13 protein-coding genes are annotated in these 20,150 nt (G+C 70.5%); 1 reads left to right on the top strand and 12 read right to left on the bottom strand.

What is annotated here, in order from left to right:
• Positions 1–94 precede the first annotated feature (94 nt).
• The 6 genes from whiA to uvrB form a co-directional block, all read right to left on the bottom strand.
• A complete protein-coding gene (gene whiA, locus ACSW7Y_RS07970) occupies positions 95–1,075 on the bottom strand; it encodes a DNA-binding protein WhiA (RefSeq protein ID WP_400414286.1) in 981 nt (326 codons plus the stop codon).
• Positions 1,076–1,150: 75 nt separating this feature from the next.
• A complete protein-coding gene (gene rapZ, locus ACSW7Y_RS07975) occupies positions 1,151–2,047 on the bottom strand; it encodes an RNase adapter RapZ (RefSeq protein ID WP_438125767.1) in 897 nt (298 codons plus the stop codon).
• A 184-nt stretch (positions 2,048–2,231) separates the two neighbouring features.
• Positions 2,232–4,340, bottom strand: coding sequence for an excinuclease ABC subunit UvrC (uvrC, locus tag ACSW7Y_RS07980; RefSeq protein WP_438125768.1), 2,109 nt, complete (start codon positions 4,338–4,340; stop codon positions 2,232–2,234).
• Positions 4,341–7,400 carry an excinuclease ABC subunit UvrA gene (uvrA, locus tag ACSW7Y_RS07985; protein WP_438125769.1) on the bottom strand — a complete coding sequence of 1,020 codons (3,060 nt, stop codon included), beginning with the start codon at positions 7,398–7,400 and terminating at the stop codon, positions 4,341–4,343. It lies immediately after the preceding gene.
• Positions 7,401–7,448: 48 nt separating this feature from the next.
• A complete protein-coding gene (locus ACSW7Y_RS07990; RefSeq protein WP_438125770.1) occupies positions 7,449–8,372 on the bottom strand; it encodes an SDR family NAD(P)-dependent oxidoreductase in 924 nt (307 codons plus the stop codon).
• On the bottom strand, positions 8,362–10,434 hold the full coding sequence (uvrB, locus tag ACSW7Y_RS07995) for an excinuclease ABC subunit UvrB (RefSeq protein ID WP_438125778.1): 2,073 nt from the start codon (positions 10,432–10,434) through the stop codon (positions 8,362–8,364). Before uvrB ends, ACSW7Y_RS07990 begins: the two co-directional genes overlap by 11 nt.
• Before the next feature lie 213 nt (positions 10,435–10,647).
• On the opposite strand from uvrB, the gene ACSW7Y_RS08000 reads away from it, so the two are divergent.
• A complete protein-coding gene (locus ACSW7Y_RS08000; RefSeq protein ID WP_438125771.1) occupies positions 10,648–11,982 on the top strand; it encodes an MFS transporter in 1,335 nt (444 codons plus the stop codon).
• Positions 11,983–12,096: 114 nt separating this feature from the next.
• On the opposite strand, the gene ACSW7Y_RS08005 is transcribed toward ACSW7Y_RS08000, so the two are convergent.
• From ACSW7Y_RS08005 to ACSW7Y_RS08030, 6 genes are all read right to left on the bottom strand, one after another.
• Positions 12,097–13,305: an acyltransferase gene (locus ACSW7Y_RS08005; protein ID WP_438125772.1), complete on the bottom strand. Its 1,209-nt coding sequence runs from the start codon at positions 13,303–13,305 to the stop codon at positions 12,097–12,099.
• Positions 13,302–14,798: a class I adenylate-forming enzyme family protein gene (locus tag ACSW7Y_RS08010; RefSeq protein WP_438125773.1), complete on the bottom strand. Its 1,497-nt coding sequence runs from the start codon at positions 14,796–14,798 to the stop codon at positions 13,302–13,304. Before ACSW7Y_RS08010 ends, ACSW7Y_RS08005 begins: the two co-directional genes overlap by 4 nt.
• A 22-nt stretch (positions 14,799–14,820) precedes the next feature.
• Positions 14,821–15,945 (bottom strand): BPSS1187 family protein, encoded by a 1,125-nt coding sequence (locus tag ACSW7Y_RS08015; protein ID WP_438125774.1) that lies wholly within the window; start codon positions 15,943–15,945, stop codon positions 14,821–14,823.
• Positions 15,942–16,544, bottom strand: coding sequence for a dephospho-CoA kinase (gene coaE / locus ACSW7Y_RS08020; protein ID WP_438125775.1), 603 nt, complete (start codon positions 16,542–16,544; stop codon positions 15,942–15,944). Before coaE ends, ACSW7Y_RS08015 begins: the two co-directional genes overlap by 4 nt.
• A gap of 97 nt (positions 16,545–16,641) precedes the next feature.
• Positions 16,642–18,105: a 30S ribosomal protein S1 gene (gene rpsA, locus ACSW7Y_RS08025; RefSeq protein ID WP_438125776.1), complete on the bottom strand. Its 1,464-nt coding sequence runs from the start codon at positions 18,103–18,105 to the stop codon at positions 16,642–16,644.
• A gap of 255 nt (positions 18,106–18,360) precedes the next feature.
• Positions 18,361–20,040 carry a DUF885 domain-containing protein gene (locus ACSW7Y_RS08030; protein ID WP_438125777.1) on the bottom strand — a complete coding sequence of 560 codons (1,680 nt, stop codon included), beginning with the start codon at positions 20,038–20,040 and terminating at the stop codon, positions 18,361–18,363.
• Positions 20,041–20,150: the final 110 nt, after the last annotated feature.

The raw sequence follows: 20,150 nt of genomic DNA on the forward strand, positions 1-20,150 counted from the left end.
GTGCCAGCTGGCACCGCGCCTCCCGTCCGGTGGTCGGAACGACCGCGATCCGGTGGTCGTGACGACCGCGATCACGTGGTCGTCACGACCGCGATCACGCGCCTTCGAGCTCCTCCGGCACGCTGGCCTCGGTCCCCGGGATGCCGAGGTCCGACGCCTTCTTGTCGGCCATGGCGAGCAGGCGGCGGATGCGGCCCGCGATCGCGTCCTTCGTCATCGGCGGCTCGGCGTGCTGACCGAGCTCGTCGAGCGACGCGTCACGGTGCTGCAGCCGGAGGGAACCGGCGTACTGGAGGTGGTCCGGGACCTCGTCGCCGAGGATCTCGAGCGCGCGCTCGACGCGGGCGCACGCGGCGACCGCGGCCTGCGCCGAGCGGCGGAGGTTCGCGTCGTCGAAGTTGACGAGGCGGTTGGCGGTGGCACGGACCTCGCGGCGCTGGCGCATCTCCTCCCACTCGGCGGTGGTGCGGGCGGCGCCCATCACCGTCAGCATCTGGCCGATGGCCTCACCGTCGCGGATGACCACGCGGTGGACGCCGCGGACCTCGCGACCCTTCGCGGCGATGCCGAGACGCGACGCCGCCCCGACGAGCGCCATGGCGGCCTCGTTGCCGGGGCAGGTGACCTCGAGGGCGGCGGCGCGGCCCGGGTCGGTCAGCGTGCCGGACGCCAGGAACGCACCGCGCCAGATGGCGGCGAGGTCCTCGCGGTTGCCCGTGGTGAGCCGGTTCGGCAGGCCACGGACCGGACGACGACGGGCGTCCATGAGGCCGGTCTGGCGCGCGAGGGTCTCCCCCGCCTCGAGCACCCGGACGAGGTAGCGCGTGCCACGGCGGGACGACGCGGACGACCCGACGCTCGCCTCCGAACGGACGCCGTACAGCTCCGCGAGGTCCTTGCGGACCCGGTGCACGATGATGCGGGTGTCGAGCTCGACCTCGACGGCGATCCTGCCCGAGATGACGTGCAGGCCACCCGCGAACCGCAGGATGGTCGCGAGTTCGGCGGCGCGGACCGTGTTGCGGTTCACGACGACCCGGGCCAGTTCGTCCTTGACCTCGGCAGTCAACGGCACAGCATCATTCCTAACGTTTTCTCGGTGGGGTCCGCGGTCCGGCGTCACACGCGTGGGGAGCAGCCGGAGGGACGGTCACTCCCGGCCGAGATCTCGGTTCTTCACACGCACGGCGACGCTGGGCATCCCGCGGAGGAGACTCGCCAGCTCGGCGACGATGGCGACCGAACGGTGCTTCCCGCCGGTACAGCCGATGGCGATCGTAGCGTGTCTTTTGTTCTCCCGCTGGTACCCCTCGAACACCGGCTCGAGGACGTCGGCGTACCGCTCGACGAACGGACGGGCTCCCGGCTGGGCGAGGACGTAGTCGGAGACGGGGGTTTCCAGGCCCGTGTGGGCGCGGAGTTCCGGGACCCAGTAGGGGTTCGGGAGGAACCGCACGTCGGCGACCATGTCGGCATCGGCGGGCAGTCCGTACTTGAAGCCGAAGCTCATCAGGGTCACCTGCACCCCGACGAAGTGGTCGTCGGCGAACTTCTCCGTGACGGCGTTCGCGAGCTGGTGGATGTTCAGGTCCGAGGTGTCGATGATCATGTCCGACGCCTCGCGCAGCCCGGACAGTCGGGAGCGCTCGCGACCGATGCCGTCCAGGAGCGTCCCGTCGTCCTGCAGCGGGTGCGGTCGGCGGACCTGCTCGAAGCGCCGCACGAGGACCGCGTCGGTCGCCTCGAGGAAGAGCACCCGGACCCGGGCCGACGTCGTCGAACGGACCTGCTCGACCGCCTGCTCCGGATCGGTGAAGAACCGACCGCCTCGGACGTCGACCACGGTGGCGATCTTCGGGATCTTCTCGCCGGCACGGTCGGCCAGCTCGGTGAGCGGCGCGAGCATCTGGGTCGGCAGGTTGTCGACCACGTACCAGCCGAGGTCTTCGAGGGCCTTGCCGACGGTGGACCGGCCGGCGCCGGACATGCCCGTGACGATGAGGATGTCGTGCTGCTGCGAGGTCGTGGTTCCGGCGGTGTCAGTCATCTGGGAGGGGGCTCCGTCGTCGCGGTCCGGGCGCGTCGCCCGGTGAGGTGTCGGCTGCGGGTGTCGGGTGGTCGGCTCGGTCAAGGCTACCGTCCGGACCGGTCGGGGTGCGCGGTCCGGCCTGCGCCGGTCGGTGGCCTCGGGGCCGGTGGGGCTGGCGGGCGGACGGGAGGCTCGGGTCACCTCACGCGGGCAGCTCGGGCCCGTCGTCGGTGACGTCCGGCACCGTGACGGCGACCGCGGGGCCCGTCGCGTCCGCGCTCGCGCTCGCGCTCGCGAGCATCGAGTCAGCAGAGTCGGCCGAGTCAGCGGCTTTGGTCCCGTCCGTCCCGTCGCCCGCGTCGGCGGGGTCGAGTGCGTCCTCGAGGTCCGGCGCACTGTCGGGCCCGGACGGGCTCCCCGGGTGCTGCGCCAGCTTCGCCACCACCGCGGCCGCGGTCGCCGGTCCGATGCCGGGCACGACGCCGATCTCCTCCGCGGTGGCCGCACGCAGCCGCGCGACCGACCCGAAGTGCTTCAGGAGCGAGGCCACGCGCGACGGCCCGAGCCCCGGGATCTCCGACAGCTGGGACCGGACGTCCCGCTTGCGCCGTGTCCGCTGGTGCGTGATCGCGAACCGGTGTGCCTCGTCGCGGATGCGCTGGATGAGGAACAACGCCTCGGAGTTGCGCGGCAGGATCACCGGGAAGTCGTCGTCGGGCAGCCAGAGCTCCTCGAGGCGCTTCGCGATGCCGACGAGCGCGATGTCGTGCACGCCGGCCTCGTCCATCGCACGCTTCGCCGCCTGCACCTGCGGCTGCCCGCCGTCCACGATGAGGAGCTGCGGACGGTAGGCGAAGCGCTTCGTCGGCTTCGAGCCCTCGACGACCTCGTCCGTGGTGACGTCCGGGACGTCGGGCACGGCGGCGTCCTCGTCCAGGCGCGCCAGCCGTCGGGTGAGCACCTGGTACATGCTGTCGGTGTCGTCGGTGGTCTCGGCGATCGTGTACCGCCGGTACTGGTCCTTCCGGGGCAGACCGTCCTCGAACACGACCATCGACGCCACCACGTTCGTGCCCTGCAGGTGCGAGATGTCGTAGCACTCCATCCGCAGGGGTGCCTCGCTCATGCCGAGGGCGTCCTGGATGTCGGCGAGGGCAGCCGACCGGGTGGTGTAGTCCGCGCTCCGCTTCGTCTTGTAGAGCATGAGCGCCTGCGCCGCGTTCTGCTTCGCGGTGCGCGCCAGGCCCGCCCGGTCACCACGCTGCGCGGTGCTGAGCTTCGTCCCACGCCCCCCACGGCGCTGGCTGAGCCACTCCTGCAGCGCGTCGGCGTCCTCGGGGAGCTCGGGGACGACGACCTCGCGCGGGGGCTCGTCACCGGTCGCGTAGTTGCCCTGGACGATCTGTTCGACGAGGTCGCCGGTGGCGATGTCGAGCTCCTTGTCGACCACCCAGCCCCGGACACCGCGGATGCGGCCGCCCCGGACCGAGAACAGCTGCACCGCGGCGGCGAGCTCGTCCTCGGCGATGCCGAACAGGTCGAGGTCGACGCTGTCGCGGAGCACGACGGCGCTCTTCTCGAGCACGGCCTCGAGCGCCTCGACCTGGTCGCGGTACCGGGCAGCCTGCTCGTACTGCATGGCATCCGCGGAGGCGCCCATGCGCTGACGGAGCTGCGTGATCACGCGCCGGTCGTAGCTCGACATGAAGCGCACGAACTCCTCGACGAGCGCCCGGTGCTCCTGGATCGTGACCTTCTGGGAGCAGGGTCCGCCGCACTTCCCGATCTGCCCCGGGAAGCACGGCTTGCCGGTCTGCATGGCGCGCTTGTACGACGAGTCCGAACACGTGCGGATCGGGAACACCTTGATCATCAGGTCGATGGTGTCGTGCACCGCCCAGATCTTCGGGTACGGCCCGAAGTACTTCGCACCCTTGATCTTCCGGTTCCGCGTCACCATCACCCGGGGTGCTTCGTCCCCGAGGGTGATCGCCATGTACGGGTACGACTTGTCGTCCCGGAACTTGACGTTGAACGGCGGATCGAACTCCTTGATCCACGTGTACTCGAGCTGCAGCGCCTCGATCTCGGACCCGACGGTCGTCCACTCGACGCTCCGGGCCGTGAGGACCATCCGCCTGGTGCGCTCGTGCAGCGTCGGCAGCGGCGCGAAGTAGTTGCTCAGCCGGGCGCGGAGGTTCTTCGCCTTGCCGACGTACAGCACCCGGCCGTTCTCGTCACGCCACCGGTAGACGCCCGGATCGGTCGGGATCTCCCCCGCCTTCGGCCGCCACGGAACGGTGTCCGCCACCTACCGCGCACCCGCCTTCTGCTTCGATCCGGCGCCGCTCTTCGCTGCTCCCTTGGAACCCGACCGCGCGGAGGCGCTCGGCTGTCGGGCACCGACGGCCTGCTCCTTGCCGACCCGAGCGTCCTGTGCGTCGAAGATCTCGCGCAGAAAGACACCGGTGTGGCTCTCCGGGACGTCGGCGACGTGCTCGGGCGTTCCGGTCGCGAGGACCGTCCCGCCGCCGGCACCGCCCTCCGGACCCATGTCGATGAGCCAGTCGGCGGACTTGATGACGTCGAGGTTGTGCTCGATCGTGATGACCGTGTTGCCCTTCTCGACCAGACCCTGCAGGACGAGGAGGAGCTTGCGGACGTCCTCGAAGTGCAGCCCCGTGGTCGGCTCGTCGAGCACGTACACGGTGCGGCCGGTCGAGCGGCGCTGCAGCTCGGTCGCGAGCTTGACGCGCTGGGCCTCGCCGCCGGACAGCGTCGTGGCGCTCTGCCCGAGCCGCACGTACCCGAGACCGACGTCGACGAGGGTCTTCATGTACCGGTGGATCGCCGAGATCGGCTCGAAGAACTCGGCGGCCTCACTGATGGGCATGTCGAGGACCTCGGAGATGTCCTTGCCCTTGTAGTGCACCTGCAGCGTCTCGCGGTTGTAGCGCGCACCGCCGCAGACCTCGCACGCGACGTAGACGTCAGGCAGGAAGTTCATCTCGATCTTGATCGTGCCGTCGCCCGAGCAGTTCTCGCAGCGACCGCCCTTGACGTTGAAGCTGAACCGTCCGGGCTGGTAGCCGCGGGCCTTGGCCTCGGGCGTCTCCGCGAACAGCTGGCGGATCCGGTCGAACACCCCGGTGTACGTCGCCGGGTTCGAACGGGGCGTCCGGCCGATCGGGGCCTGGTCCACGTGCACGACCTTGTCGAGCTGGTCGAGACCCTTGACGCGCGTGTGCTTGCCGGCGATGTGCCGCGCCCCGTTGAGCTGGTTCGCGAGCACCTTGTAGAGGATGTCGTTGACGAGCGTCGACTTGCCGGAGCCACTCACGCCGGTGACCGCCGTGAACACCCCGAGCGGGAAGTCCACGTCGATCTCCTGCAGGTTGTTCGCCCGCGCACCCTGCACGCTGATGACGCGCTTCGGGTTCGCCTTCCGACGCTCCGCCGGTACCTCGATCGCACGCCGACCGGCAAGGTAGTCCCCCGTGATCGAGTCGCGGTTCGCGATGATGCCCTCGTACGAACCGGAGTGCACGACGTTGCCGCCGTTGACGCCGGCGCCCGGGCCGATGTCGACCACCCAGTCGGCCGTCCGGATCGTGTCCTCGTCGTGCTCGACCACGATCAGGGTGTTGCCGAGGTTCTTGAGCTTGACGAGCGTGTCGATGAGTCGGCGGTTGTCACGTTGGTGCAGACCGATGCTCGGCTCGTCGAGGACGTAGAGCACGCCGGTCAGACCGGAGCCGATCTGCGTCGCGAGCCGGATGCGCTGGGCTTCGCCACCGGAGAGACCACCCGCACCGCGGGCGAGCGTGAGGTAGTTCAGCCCGACCTCGAGCAGGAACTCGAGACGGGCGCGGATCTCGCGCAGGACCGCCGCGGCGATGTGGGCCTCGCGCTCGGTGAGCCGGAGGTCCTCCATGAACGCGTAGGCGTCGTCGAGGGAGAGGTTCGTGACGTCCGCGATGCTGCGACCGTCGACCGTGACCGCGAGCACCTCGGGCTTGAGGCGCGTCCCGTCACAGACCGGGCACGGGACCTCGCGCAGGTACCCCTGGAAGCGCTGCCGCTGGGAGTCGGACTCGGCCTCGGCGAACTTCCGCTCGATGTAGGGCATGACGCCCTCGAAGCCGCTCGTGTAGCGCATCTCGCGTCCGAACCGGTTCCGCCAGGACACCGAGACCTGGAAGTCCTTGCCGGTCAGGATCGCCGCCTGCACCTTCGGGTCGAGCTGGTTCCACGGGGTGTCGAGGGAGAACCCGAGGTCCTTCCCGAGGCCGGCCAGCAGCTTCTCGAAGTAGGAGTACAGCCCGCTGGTGCCGGTCCACGGGAGCAGGACGCCGTCGCGGAGGGAGGCCTCCGGGTCGCCGAGCACGAGGTCGGGGTCGACCGACATGCGCGTGCCGAGACCCGAGCACTCGGGGCAGGCACCGAACGGGGCGTTGAACGAGAACGTCCGCGGCTCGATCTCCGTGAGCGCGAGCGGGTGGTTGTTCGGGCAGGAGAGGTTCTCGGAGTAGGTCCGTACCGCGCCCGGACCTTCGTGGTCGACGAGGTCGATCGCCACGGTGCCGTTCGTCAGGCGCAAGGCCGTCTCGAGCGAGTCGGTGAGGCGCCCGAGGATGTCGTCGCTCGCGACCAGGCGGTCGATGATGACCGAGATGTCGTGCTTGACCTGCTTCTTGAGCTTCGGCGGGTCACTCAGCTGGATCCGCTCGCCGTCGACGATCGCGCGCGCGTAGCCGGACGCCGCGAGCTCCTGGAAGAGGTCGACGAACTCGCCCTTCTTCTTCGAGATCACGGGCGCGAGCACCTGGAACCGCGTGCCGGACTCGAACTCCATGAGCTGGTCGGCGATCTGCTGCACGCTCTGCTTGCTGATCACCTCACCGCAGACGGGGCAGTGCGGCACACCGATGCGCGCCCAGAGCAGACGCATGTAGTCGTAGACCTCGGTGATGGTGCCGACCGTCGACCGCGGGTTGCGGTTCGTCGACTTCTGGTCGATCGACACCGCGGGCGACAGCCCCTCGATGAAGTCGACGTCCGGGCGGTCGACCTGCCCGAGGAACTGACGCGCGTACGCGGACAGCGACTCGACGTACCGGCGCTGCCCCTCGGCGAAGATCGTGTCGAACGCGAGCGACGACTTCCCCGATCCGGAGAGCCCGGTGAACACGACGAGCGAGTCGCGCGGGATCTCGAGGTCGACGTCGCGGAGGTTGTGCACACGCGCACCCCGGACACTGAGCGTCGAGGTGCTGTGCGGTGCGGTACCGCCCGGGAGGTGGAGGTCAGCGGGCTCGCCGAAGGCGTTCCGGCCCGAGGTCGCGGTACCGCGGTCAGAGGTGATGGTCATCGCCGACAAGTCTACGAACCAGGACTGACATTCGCCGGGCTGCAGGTGTCACCCGAGTGCGTCGAGAGCGAACGCCACCCCTGCTGCTCGCTCGCTGGCCGTCCAGAGCCGGGCGGCCTCGAGCCGGTCGTGCGCCTTCGCCTCGGCCGTCACCCGTGCGGCCGGTCCGCGGAGCTGCATCCACCCGGCCGGCCCCCAGTACTCCCCCGACCGGACGCCCGGAGCGACCGCCGCGTGCACGATCGGCTCGGCGCCGACGTCCTTGCCCTGGGCGTACAGCCGCTGCGCGGGCCGGGTCCACGCCGGCTCCGCCCGAGTTGCCGCGACGAGCGGACGGTCCGGCGCGAGGACGTCGAGTGAGAAGCCCGGGTGCGCGACGACGCTCGACACCGAGGACCCGGCGTCCGCCAGGCGTTCGGCGAGCTCGAACCCGAACAGCATCACCGCGAGCTTGCTCCGGCCGTACTGCCGGTAGCTCGAGTAGCGCCCGGCTCCGAGCGCGTCGGCACGGTCGAGTCGTGCCCACCGGTGCGCGATCGATCCGAGGTGCACGACGCGGCCCGCGCGTCGCTCGACCAGCGGCAGCAAACGGGCCGTGAGGGCGAAGTGCCCGAGGTGGTTCGTCCCGACCTGCAGTTCGTGGCCCTGCGCGGTCGACCGTTGCTCGCGCGAGCCGACCACGCCGGCATTGTTCACGAGGGCGTCGATGCCGTCGGAGAAGCGATCGGCGAGCACGGTCGCAGCCGCGGCGACCGAGTCGAGGTCGGCCAGGTCGAGCGCGACGTGCTCGACCTCGGCCCCTGGGACCTCAGACCGGATGCTCTCGACCGCCGCTGCGGCACGATCGGGGTTCCGCGCCGCGAGGACGACCCGGTGCCCGGCGGCAGCGAGCTGCTCCGACGCCCAGTAGCCGAGCCCCGCGGTCGCGCCGGTGACGACGACGGTCCGGGGAGCGCCGTCGTCAGCGGACATGCCCGGCCGACTCCATCTGCCGGAGCGCCTTCTTGAGGTCCTGGACCTCGTCACGGAGCCGGGCGGCGAGCTCGAACTTCAGCTCGGCCGCGGCCTGCAGCATCTGCTCGTTGAGGTCGGCGATGGTGGCCTCGAGCTGGGTCGCGCCCTCGCCCGCGATGCCACCACGCTTGAGGTTCGGCGTCGGAGAGCGTCGTCCGTCAGCCGCGGGTCGACCCTCGAGCAGCGCCTTGGTGTCGTCGTTCTCACGCTGCAGGACCTCGGTGATGTCCGCGATCTTCTTCCGCAGGGGCTGCGGGTCGATGCCGTGCTCGAGGTTGTAGGCGACCTGCTTCTCGCGACGTCGGTCGGTCTCGTCGATCGCGTTGCGCATCGAGTCGGTGATCTTGTCCGCGTACATGAGCACCTGGCCCGAGACGTTGCGGGCCGCACGACCGATCGTCTGGATGAGTGACGTCGACGAGCGGAGGAAGCCTTCCTTGTCGGCGTCGAGGATCGCGACCAGGGAGACCTCCGGCAGGTCGAGGCCCTCTCGCAGGAGGTTGATGCCGACGAGCACGTCGTAGACGCCCTGCCGCAACTCCGTGAGGAGTTCGACGCTCTTCAGGGTGTCGACGTCGGAGTGCAGGTAGCGCACCCGCACACCGGCGTTGCCGAGGAAGTCGGTGAGCTCCTCGGCCATGCGCTTCGTCAGCGTGGTGACGAGGACGCGCTCGTCCTTCTCGACGCGCTGCTTGATCTCCTCGAGCAGGTCGTCGATCTGGCCGTCGCTCGGCTTCACGACGATCTCGGGGTCGACCAGGCCGGTCGGACGGATGATCTGCTCGACCACGCTGTCCGTGACGCCGAGCTCGTACCGTCCCGGGGTCGCCGACAGGTAGACCTTCTGCCCGGCACGCTCGAGGAACTCCTCCCACGTGAGCGGTCGGTTGTCGAGCGCGCTCGGCAGGCGGAAGCCGTGCTCGACCAGGGTCCGCTTGCGGGAGGCGTCGCCTTCGTACATGGCACCGATCTGCGGCACGGTCACGTGCGACTCGTCGATGACGATGAGGAAGTCGTCGGGGAAGTAGTCGAGCAAGCAGTGCGGGGCCTCGCCGGCCACCCGGCCGTCCATGTGCCGCGAGTAGTTCTCGATGCCGGAGCAGAAGCCGATCTGCTCCATCATCTCGATGTCGAACGTCGTGCGCATCCGGAGCCGCTGGGCCTCGAGCAGCTTGCCCTGCCCCTCGAGTTCGGCGAGGCGCTCGGCGAGCTCCACCTTGATGTCCGCGATCGCGCGGTGCATCACGTCGGTGTCCGCGACGTAGTGCGACGCCGGGAAGATCGACACCGCCGGGAGGTCCTCGATCACGGAGCCGGTCAACGGGTGCAGGGAGGACAGCGCCTCGATCTCGTCACCGAACATCTCGATGCGGATCGCGTGCTCCTCGTACATGGGGATGATCTCGATCGTGTCCCCACGCACGCGGAACGTGCCCCGTGCAAAGTCCACGTCGTTCCGCTGGTACTGCATCGACACGAACTTGCGGACGAGCTGGTCGCGGGAGATCGTCTGTCCGACGTGCAGCGCGACCGACGCGTTCATGTACTGCTCCGGCGTCCCGAGGCCGTAGATGCAGGACACCGTCGAGACCACCACGACGTCGCGTCGACTGAGCAGCGAGTTCGTCGTGGAGTGGCGGAGGCGCTCGACCTCGGCGTTGACCGAGGAGTCCTTCTCGATGAAGGTGTCCGTCTGCGGGACGTAGGCCTCGGGCTGGTAGTAGTCGTAGTACGAGACGAAGTACTCGACGGCGTTGTTCGGCAGGAGGCCGCGGAACTCGTTCGCGAGTTGCGCCGCGAGGGTCTTGTTGTGCGCGAGCACGAGGGTCGGGCGCTGCACCTGCTCGATGAGCCACGCCGTCGTGGCCGACTTGCCCGTACCGGTGGCGCCGAGGAGCACGACGTCGGTCTCACCCGCGTTGATGCGACCGGCCAGTTCGGCGATCGCCGCCGGCTGGTCACCGCTCGGCGAGTACTCGCTGATCACCTCGAACGGGCGCACCGCCCGCGTGGGCTCGATGTCGACTGCCATGCCCACCACGGTAGCCGCGACCACTGACAACACCCGGCTCCGATCGCCCACAGCGCACGGCAGCGTTCGCCGGCGCCGGCGCCCGCACCGGCCACCACGGGCGTACTGTCCGCTGCAGGCAGCCTCAAAGCCCGCTGATAACGACCGGTCGTAGCCTCCGGTCCGTTCAGCAACCCGAACCCCACTCCCCGAAGAGGCCCCATGACGACGGCGACGCCGGCCGCATCGACCCCCGCGAAGGGCACGCCGTTCCGCGGCAGGATCCGCGGCAAGGTGCTGCTGCTCCTCTGCTGCATGTACGCGATCTCGTACATCGACCGCACGAACATCTCGACGGCGCTCCCCCACATCACCGAGGAGTTCGGGTTCAACGAGACCACCGCCGGCCTCGTCGTGTCCGCCTTCGCGCTGCCGTACGCGCTCCTGCAGGTGTTCGGCGGCACGATCAGCGAGAGGTTCGGCCCGCGGAAGTCCCTCTTCGTCATCACGGTGCTCTGGGGTGTCGCGACCCTCTGGACCGGCCTCTCGGTCGGCTTCTGGACGCTCGCCGCAGCACGCTTCCTCCTCGGCCTCACCGAGGCCGCGGCCTTCCCCGCCGCGACGCAGGCGATGAGCCGGTGGATCCCCCGCGACCGCAACGGATTCGCGCAGGGGATCGTGCACTCGGCGGCACGGCTCGGCAACGCGGTCGCGCCGCTCCTCGTCGCCTGGGTGATCGCGGGCACCGGCAACTGGCGGTGGGCGTTCGTCGCCACGGCCGTGCTCTCGGTCGCGTGGGGGCTCGTCTGGTTCGTCTGGTTCCGCGACCGCCCCGAGTCCGCGAAGGGGATCACCCGGGCCGAGCTGGCGGAGCTCCCGCCCGTGGAGACCCGTGCGACCCGTCCGCCGGTGCCGTGGAAGCAGCTCGCGAAGCAGATCCTCCCGGTGACCTTCGTCGACTTCGGCTACGGGTGGACCCTCTGGGTGTTCCTCACCTGGATCCCGACGTTCCTCAGCAGCACCTACGACCTCGAGATCAGCTCCTTCGCGTGGTTCACGTCCGGGGTGCTCCTCGCCGGCGTGGTCGGCGACACCGTCGGCGGCGTGCTCAGCGACCGGCTCATCCACCGCGGCGGCGACACCCGGCACGCGCGCAGGGTCATCCTGGTGATCGGGCTCGGCGGCTCGCTGCTCTGCCTGCTCCCCCTCGTCTTCGGTCAGGGACTCCCCGTCGCGACCGTCTCACTCGCGCTCTCGTTCTTCTTCCTCGAGCTGTGCAACGCGAACCTCTGGGCGATCCCCATGGACGTCGCGCCGCAGTGGTCCGGGACGGCGTCCGGGTTCATGAACACCGGCTTCGGGATCGCCGGCGTCGTCTCGCCGTTCGTCTTCGGGGCCCTGATCGACGCGTCGGGCTGGCAGCTGCCGTTCGCCCTGTCGTGCGCGCTGCTGGCCGCGGCCGCCGTGGTCGCCTGGGTGATGGAGCCGCAGCGGCTCACCTCGGTCGACGGCCGGCTGGAGGTCGGCACGCCGGCAGCGGAGCGCGCCGGCGCCTGACCGGGTGCCGCTCGCGGTCCGGCCGACCGGACCGACGCCCCGGTGCCGACCACCTGACGGCCTGGAGGCACGACACACGTCCGGTGTCGAGCCTCCAGGCCGTGGGTGGCCGGCTCAGCCGGCGGCGACCGCCGTGCGCTTCCGCGCCCGTGTCTCGCGTTGCGCGCGTGACGCGAGCGAGGGCCGTCCCGTCAACGGGACACTGAGCGGGGTCCAGCGGAACGCCTCGGTGAGCACCACCGACAGCACGACCACCAGCACGTAGGTGACGAGGGTCAACCAGGGCTTCGCGACGTGACCCTCCAGCCAGCTGTCGCCGTACAGCAGCAGCCAGATGACGAACGGGTGGCTGAGGAAGATGCCGAACGAGCGGTCGGACCCGTAGTCGACCACACGGGCGAGGAGACTCCCCCGACGCCGACGGTCCGCCCACCGCGCCCCGATCGCCAGGAACCCGACGAAGACCGCGGCGCTCCAGACGACCTGGACGGGCTGCAGCGGCGTCCCGGCGGCGTACAGCGACTGGCCGAGCGCGACCTGCAGTGCCCACACGCCGAGCGTGCCCACCCCGACCGCGACGAAGCCCCAGAGCACACCCCGGCGGTGCACCCGGATGAACCGGAGGAACGCGTCGGCGTGGTCTGCGGCGATCGCCCCGGAGACGATGAAGAAGACGTACGAGAAGAAGAACTGCTTCTGGTAGCCGTGCAACCACGCGTCGCTCGCCGGGAAGTACTTGTAGCCGGCGAAGACCACGAGCTGCACCACCGCCGCGACCACCAGGACGGTGACGTGGTGCCCGCGCGTCCGACGCACGAGCCACACCACGACCGGCAGCAGGAGGTACACCTGCATCGTCACGAGCAGGAAGTACAGGTGGTACCAGGCCACGCCGGTGACGATGCCCTCGGCGTACGTCCGGACGAGGTCGGGCACGTCACCGCGACGTGTCGAGCTCACCAGCCACGAGGACGCCACGTACACGAACGACCACGCCAGGTAGGGCACCCCGACGAGCAGGAACCGCTTCGGCCAGAACTGCGCCATCGGTCGCGGACGGATCTCGTAGCTGTAGACGAGGACGAACGCGGTGAGCGAGAAGAACACGAGCCGGGTGAAGTGCAGCAGCCCGAGCAGCGCGGCGAGCCCGACGTCGTCCGTGGCCGCGGTGTGGCTCGTCGTGTGCACCCCGATGACGCACGCGAAGGTGAGGATCCGCAGCACGTCGACCTCGTACAGGTGCCGCGGGCGGCCGTCGGCGGTCCGGGTCGGTGACGCGTCGGCCGTGGTCGTGGCGGCGGTGACGGCGGGCACCGCGCTCACGGCTGCTCCGCCATGGTCCGCACGTCCGCCCGTCGGATCTTCCCCGTCGGCGCCCGCGGGAGGTCGGGGACGACGGTGATCTCGACCGGTCGGCGGAAGCGGGTGAGCTCGGCCTCGGCACGCGCCGTGAGGTCGGTGACGAGCGCGTCGGCGTCGACCTCGGTGTCGGGTTGCACGATGACGTAGGCGACGGGGACGGCGCCGAGCACCTCGTGGGGGCGGCCGACCACCACGGCCTCGAGCACCCGGTCGTCCCCGAGCAGGACGTCCTCGACCTCGGACGGGTAGACCTTCTCGCCGCCGCGGTTGATGACGTCGTCGGAGCGACCGGCGAGGGACACCCATCCGTCGGACGACACCGAGCCGACGTCGCCGGTGCTCAGCCAGTGGTCGGCGTCGAACCGTTCGGCGGCGCGACCACCGAGGTAGTGGTCGACGATGCCCGGACCGCGGACCCACAGCGCGCCGACCTCGTCGGCGCCCGCCACGGTGCCGTCCTCTCGGCGGACCTGCACCTCGCAGCCGACGGGCACCCCGACGCTCCCCGGACGGGCCGGCGAGTCGAGCGGCGTGGCCGTGATCTGCGACGCCCCTTCGGTCATGCCCCAGCTGACGACGAGCGGCACGTCACCGAGTGCCTCCCGCACCGGGTCCGGCAGCGGCGCCGAGGCGCTCCGGACGAACCGCAGCGTCGAGGGGAAGTCGAGCGGACCGGTCTTCGCGAGCACGGCGAGCACCGCGGGCACGGCGTTCAGCCACGTCACTCGACGTTCGGACAGCAGCTCCCAGAAGCCCGTGCGGCGGAACCGGCGGTCGAGCACGAGCGTGCCCCCGGCGACGAGGGTCGCGAGGAGCCCGACCACCTCGGCGTTCACGTGGAAGAGCGGCAGCGAGTTGAACCCGCGGTCCGCCGGCGTGAGCCGGTTGTGCTCGGCGACCGCACGGGCGACCACGAGCAGCTGGGACTCGGGGAGCTCGACCCCCTTGGGCGTCCCCGTGGACCCGGAGGTGAAGAGGACCACGGACCCCTCCCCGGGCGCGTCGGGCACGTCGGTCGGCACGTCCCCGTCCCGGACGCCCGCGGGCAGGAAGGTGGCCGGGTCGATCCGCGAGGACGGCGCACCCGACACGGCCGAGTCCTCGTCACGGTCGGACACCACGAGACCCGCGCCGCCGATCAGCGCGGCGAGGCGAGCCGCTTCCCCGACGGGCTGCCCGGTGTCGACCGGGACCGCGCGGCGACCCGAGGCCACTGCTGCGAGGTGCACGACCGCGAAGGCGAGCGGGTCGCCGACGTCGACGAGGACCGCACCGGACGGGGGCACACCGATCGCGTCGAGGGTCGACGACCACGTGGACACGGCGGTGTCGAGGTCGGCGTAGGTCAGCGCGCGGTCGGAGCGTGCGTCCTCAAGGTACGGTCGGTCGCCGTCGTCGGCGGCGCGTCGGGCGATCAGGGCGCGCAGGTCGGGGAGTTCTGCTGCTTGCTGCACGACCTGAGCGTATTGCGAGACCCTAAGACCGGTCCGAGGAACGCGAGGCCTCTGCCGGCGCGATGCTCGAGGTGGGGTCGGGCGCGGTCGACGCCGGCCCGCCGGACCCCGTCGGTTCCCCGGGCTCGCTCGAGAAGCGGTGCAGCAGCCACTGCCAGAGCGGCAGCATCACGGGCGTGCCGTCGGTGGCCAGCGGGGTGCTGTCCTTCACGATCCGCGAGTGCGACTGTCCGGGGTCGCCGAGACCGAGGTCCGTGAGGATCGCGTGCGGGTCCGCGCCCGCCAGCGGCGCCGTCGTGTCGGTCCGGAACGGGCCGGACGCCCCGGTCAGGCCGAGTGCCCGCCACGAGCCACGGATGCGCGGCCCGAACTCGTCCCGCACGTCGTCGATCGCGTACATCCGGGCGACCGGAGTCCGGCCGGGTCGGTCCATCCAGGCCGCGTGCACCGCGCCGAGGGACTCGACCGGTGAGGAGAACATCAGGGCGCCACGCACCGACCGGATGTGCGCGATGTAGGCCGCTTCCCCGCCGCCCTGGGAGTGCCCGGCGACGACGATGTCCGACCAGTCGATGCCCTCGCGCGCGTCGACGAAGCGCCCCCAGCCGCCCTCCGGGTCGTGGTCGTCGAGGTACTCGATCGCGTTTCGGAAGCGCGACACGATCGAACCGGCGGGCGTGACCTGGCTGAACTGCGAGGGTTGGCTGCCGTCGAACCGGTTCCGCTGCACCTGGCCGTAGCACCGCGCATCGGCTTCGCACGTCCCCGACAGCGTCTTGCCGAGGTTCCAGTAGTCGAGCCCGAGCACGTGGTAGCCGTCGCCGAGCGCGGTCGCGAGGAACCGCTGGTACTGGGCCGGCTTCGCGCGGGTCGCCGGCAGGAACAGCAGCAGCGGACCGTCGGCGTCCGTCCGAGCCGCGAAGTCATCGCGGTTGGGTTCGAGCCGCTCCCCTGCGATCGAGCCCAGTCGGAACCGGTGGAACTCGCCGTCCGGCCCGTGCTCGTCGCCGCGCGTCCGTTCCTGGGCGGCCGTCCGACCGTCGTCCGCGAGCCGCTGCGCCGCCAGGACGTTGGCCGCGACGACCGTGCCCGTCCCGATCGCGAGGAGCAGGACGAACGCGACGGCGAGCAGGACGCGGTGCTTCACCCGCTGATCCGTGCCCAGACCTCGTCGGCCGACCGGATCGTGTCCTCCAGCGTGCCCGTGGCGTCGACGACGTGGTCGGCGAGGGCGAGCCGCTCGGCGTCGCTCGCCTGTGCGGCGACCCGCCGTTCGGCATCCGCACGGTCCATGCCGCGGTGCTCGACCAGGCGCTCGACACGCTGCGCCGCGGGGGCATCGACGACCACCACCGCGTCGAAGCGGATCGGGCGGGACCCGGCGGCCTCGGCGAGCAGCGGCACGTCGTACACGACCACGGCGTCGGGGTCGGCGGCCGAGGCCTCGTCGAACGCCTGCTGCGCGAGCCGCCAGACCTCCGGGTGCGTGATGCCTTCCAGGGCCTTCCGCGCCGCGGGGTCGGCGAAGACGATCGCACCGAGCGCCGGGCGGTCGAGCGAGCCGTCGGCGGCGATCACCGTCGGGCCGAACCGTTCGGCGACCTGTGCCAGCCCAGGGCTGCCGGGCGCGACCGCGAGCCGCGCCAGCCGGTCGGCGTCGACGATCACCGCCCCGTGGTCCGCCCAGCGGGCCGAGACGGTCGACTTGCCGGCGGCGATGCCCCCCGTGAGTCCGATGATGCGCACGGCGACCAGGCTAACGGTGCGGTGCTGCAGAACGCCGGAAGCCCGGCACCCCTCTGCTGAGGGAGTGCCGGGCTTCCGGTCGCGGTGACCCGCTCGATCAGTTGGTCGAGCTGAGCTTCTCGCGGAGCGCCGCGAGCGAGGCGTCGTCGGCGAGGGTACCCGCACCGTTCGACTCGCCCGAGAACGAGGAGGACGACGAAGCGCTGGCCGGGAGGTCGAAGCCACCCTGCGCCTCTTCGGCGATGGTCTTCGCGACCTGCGCCTTGTGGGCCTCCCAGCGCGACTGGGCGGCGGCGTACTGCGCCTCCCACTCGGTGCGCTGGGTGTCGAAGCCCTCGAGCCACTCGTTCGTCTCCGGGTCGAAGCCGTCCGGGTACTTGTAGTTGCCCTGCTCGTCGTACTCGGTCGGCATGCCGTAGAGCGCCGGGTCGAACTCGGTGCCCTCCGGGTCCACGCCGTCGTTCGCCTGCTTGAGGCTGAGCGAGATGCGACGACGGTCGAGGTCGATGTCGATGATCTTGACGAAGACCTCGTCACCGACGGACACGACCTGCTCGGCGAGCTCGACGTGCTTGTTCGACAGCTCCGAGATGTGCACGAGGCCCTCGATGCCGTCGGCCACGCGGACGAACGCACCGAACGGCACGAGCTTCGTGACCTTGCCCGGTGCGATCTGGCCGATCGCGTGGGTGCGGGCGAAGACCTGCCACGGGTCCTCCTGCGTCGCCTTGAGCGACAGCGAGACGCGCTCGCGGTCCAGGTCGACCTCGAGGATCTCGACGGTGACCTCCTGGCCGACCTCGACGACCTCGCTGGCGTGCTCGATGTGCTTCCAGCTGAGCTCCGAGACGTGGACGAGACCGTCGACGCCGCCGAGGTCCACGAACGCACCGAAGTTGACGATCGAGGAGACGACGCCCTTGCGGACCTGGCCCTTGTGGAGGTTGTTGAGGAACGTGGTGCGCGACTCGGACTGCGTCTGCTCGAGCAGGGCACGGCGCGAGAGGACCACGTTGTTGCGGTTCTTGTCGAGCTCGAGGATCTTCGCCTCGAGCTCCTGACCGAGGTACGGCGTGAGGTCGCGGACGCGGCGGAGCTCGATGAGCGAGGCCGGGAGGAAGCCGCGGAGGCCGATGTCGACGATCAGACCGCCCTTGACGACCTCGATGACCGTACCGGTCACGACGCCGTCGGACTCCTTGATCTTCTCGACGTCGCCCCAGGCGCGCTCGTACTGCGCCCGCTTCTTCGACAGGATCAGGCGGCCTTCCTTGTCCTCCTTCTGGAGAACGAGGGCCTCGACCTCGTCGCCGACCTCGACGACCTCGTTGGGGTCGACGTCGTGCTTGATCGAGAGCTCGCGCGAGGGGATGACACCCTCGGTCTTGTAACCGACGTCGAGGAGGACCTCGTCGCGGTCGATCTTCACGACGGTGCCGGAGATGAGGTCTCCGTCGTTGAAGAACTTCAGGGTCTTCTCGACCTCGGCCAGGAAGTCATCAGCCGAGCCGATGTCGTTGATGGCGACCTGCTTGGGAGCCTTGGTCGTGGTGGTTGTCATGTAGAGATTGCTCCGAACGGACATGAGTCGGGCTGCACGGCGAGGGAGCGACCCTCTGGTCCGCACCTCGGACGAGGGCGAGCCGGACAGCGGTGTGATTGGTTGGCGCGGATTGCGCCGCACAAGTCTAACCGCACCGGAGGAAACCCCACAACCGGGCGTGTCGCCGCGCGTCGGGATGCGCCCAGGGAGCGACGGGAGGCCCGTGGCGGTGTCGCCACGGGCCTCCCGTTCGTCACGTGGTCGCGTCGCGCGTCAGCCGAGCAGCGCGGTCCGCAGCGTGTCGAGACCGATGCTGCCGAGCGCGAGCGCGCGGTGATGGAACGACTTCAGGTCGAACGCCGCACCTTCTCGCGCCGCCACCTCGTCACGGATGGACTCCCACACGCGCTGCCCGACCTTGTACGACGGCGCCTGCCCCGGCCAGCCGAAGTAGCGGGCGACCTCGAACCGGACGAACTCCGGCGCCATGTTGACGTTCTGCCCCATGAAGTCGAGCGCGTACTCCCACGTCCAGGCGCCCCCGTCCGGGTTCGTCTTCTGCAGGTGCACGCCGATGTCGAGCACGACACGGGCGGCACGCATCCGCTGTCCGTCGAGCATGCCGAGGCGGTCGCCGTCGTCGTCGAGGAAGCCGAGCTGCTCCATGAGGCGTTCGGCGTACAGCGCCCACCCCTCGACGTGCCCGGACGAACCGGCCAGCTGACGGCGCCAGGTGTTCAGCTCGCCGCGGTTGTAGACGCCCTGGCTGATCTGGAGGTGGTGGCCGGGGACGCCCTCGTGGTACACGGTCGTCTTCTCGCGCCAGGTGCCGAACTCGGTCACGCCCTGCGGCACCGACCACCACATCCGACCGGCTCGCGAGAAGTCGTCGGACGGGCCGGTGTAGTAGATCCCGCCCTCCTGGGTGGGCGCGATCCGGCACTCGAGGCGCTTGATCGGGTCCGGGATGTCGAAGTACTTCCCGTCCATCTCGCGGATCGACTCGTCGCTCGTCTCCTGCATCCACCGCTGCAGGGCGTCCGTGCCGTGCAGGATGCGGGCGGGGTCCTGGTCGAGGACCTCGATCGCCCGGGCGACGCTGGCACCGGACTCGATGCGGTCGGCGATGCGCTCCTGCTCCTCGCGCATCCTGGCGAGCTCCTCGATGCCCCACGCGTAGGTCTCGTCGAGGTCGACCGTGGCGCCGAGGAACCGGCGGGAGTGCAGCTCGTAGTCCTCGCGACCGACGGCGTCGACGGGGGTGGCGAGCGGGAGCAGCTCGTGCTCGAGGAACTGCCCGAACGAGCGGTACGCGGCCGCCGCGACCTCGGCGCCGCGCTGCAGTTCGGCACGCAGCGCATCCGGCACCGGTGCGTCGCCGTCGAGCGTCGCGCCTGCGGCGAGCTGGTGGAACAGGCCGCCCTCGGCACCGTTGCGCGCCGCCTGCTCGGCGATGAGCGCGACCTGACGCTTCGCGGGCGTGACCTGCTCGCGGGTCCCCTCGAGCAGCGTCTCGCGGATCCCCTCGAGCGCACCCGGCAGGGCCTGCAGACGGCTCGCGACGTCCTGCCAGTCGGTCTCGGTCGCGGTGGGCATGAGGTCGAGGACCTCTCGGACGGACTGGGCCGGGCTGGCGATCACGTTGAGGTCACGGAGGTGCAGCTTCCGCGCGTACGACTCGGCGATCAGGTCGAGCTCGGCGCCGAGGTCGGCCTTCGTCACGCGGTCGACGTCGTCGGTCGCCTCAGCGGCGTCGAGCGCGCGCTTCGCAGCGGTCGCAGCCTCGGCCATCGCGGTGGCACCGGCGGGCGAGGTGTCCCCGTACTCCCCCGTGCGCCCGGGCACACCGATGTACGTGGCGACGGTCGGGTCGAGGTCGACGAGGGTGGTCACCCAGTCCTCGGCGACGCGGTCGACTGCGGTGGGCTGACGGGAAGGACGCTCTTCACTCATGCGATCGACCCTACCCAGGGCGGTACCACGCTGCGAGACGGGACGGACGGGCGCCGCCCCCGGCGCGGTGTGCCCACAGGACGGACCGGAGGCTCGGTGCCAGCTGGCAC

The sequence above is a fragment of the Curtobacterium flaccumfaciens genome (genome assembly GCF_051548005.1).
Taxonomy (GTDB): Bacteria; Actinomycetota; Actinomycetes; order Actinomycetales; family Microbacteriaceae; genus Curtobacterium.

Excerpts from the sequence above, each read along its gene's own strand:
- rapZ (WP_438125767.1), bottom strand. The coding sequence starts at position 2,047 with ATGACTGACACCGCCGGAACCACGACCTCGCAGCAGCACGACATCCTC.
- uvrA (WP_438125769.1), bottom strand. The coding sequence starts at position 7,400 with ATGACCATCACCTCTGACCGCGGTACCGCGACCTCGGGCCGGAACGCC.
- ACSW7Y_RS07990 (WP_438125770.1), bottom strand. The coding sequence starts at position 8,372 with ATGTCCGCTGACGACGGCGCTCCCCGGACCGTCGTCGTCACCGGCGCG.
- ACSW7Y_RS08000 (WP_438125771.1), top strand. The coding sequence starts at position 10,648 with ATGACGACGGCGACGCCGGCCGCATCGACCCCCGCGAAGGGCACGCCG.
- rpsA (WP_438125776.1), bottom strand. The coding sequence starts at position 18,105 with ATGACAACCACCACGACCAAGGCTCCCAAGCAGGTCGCCATCAACGAC.
- ACSW7Y_RS08030 (WP_438125777.1), bottom strand. The coding sequence starts at position 20,040 with ATGAGTGAAGAGCGTCCTTCCCGTCAGCCCACCGCAGTCGACCGCGTC.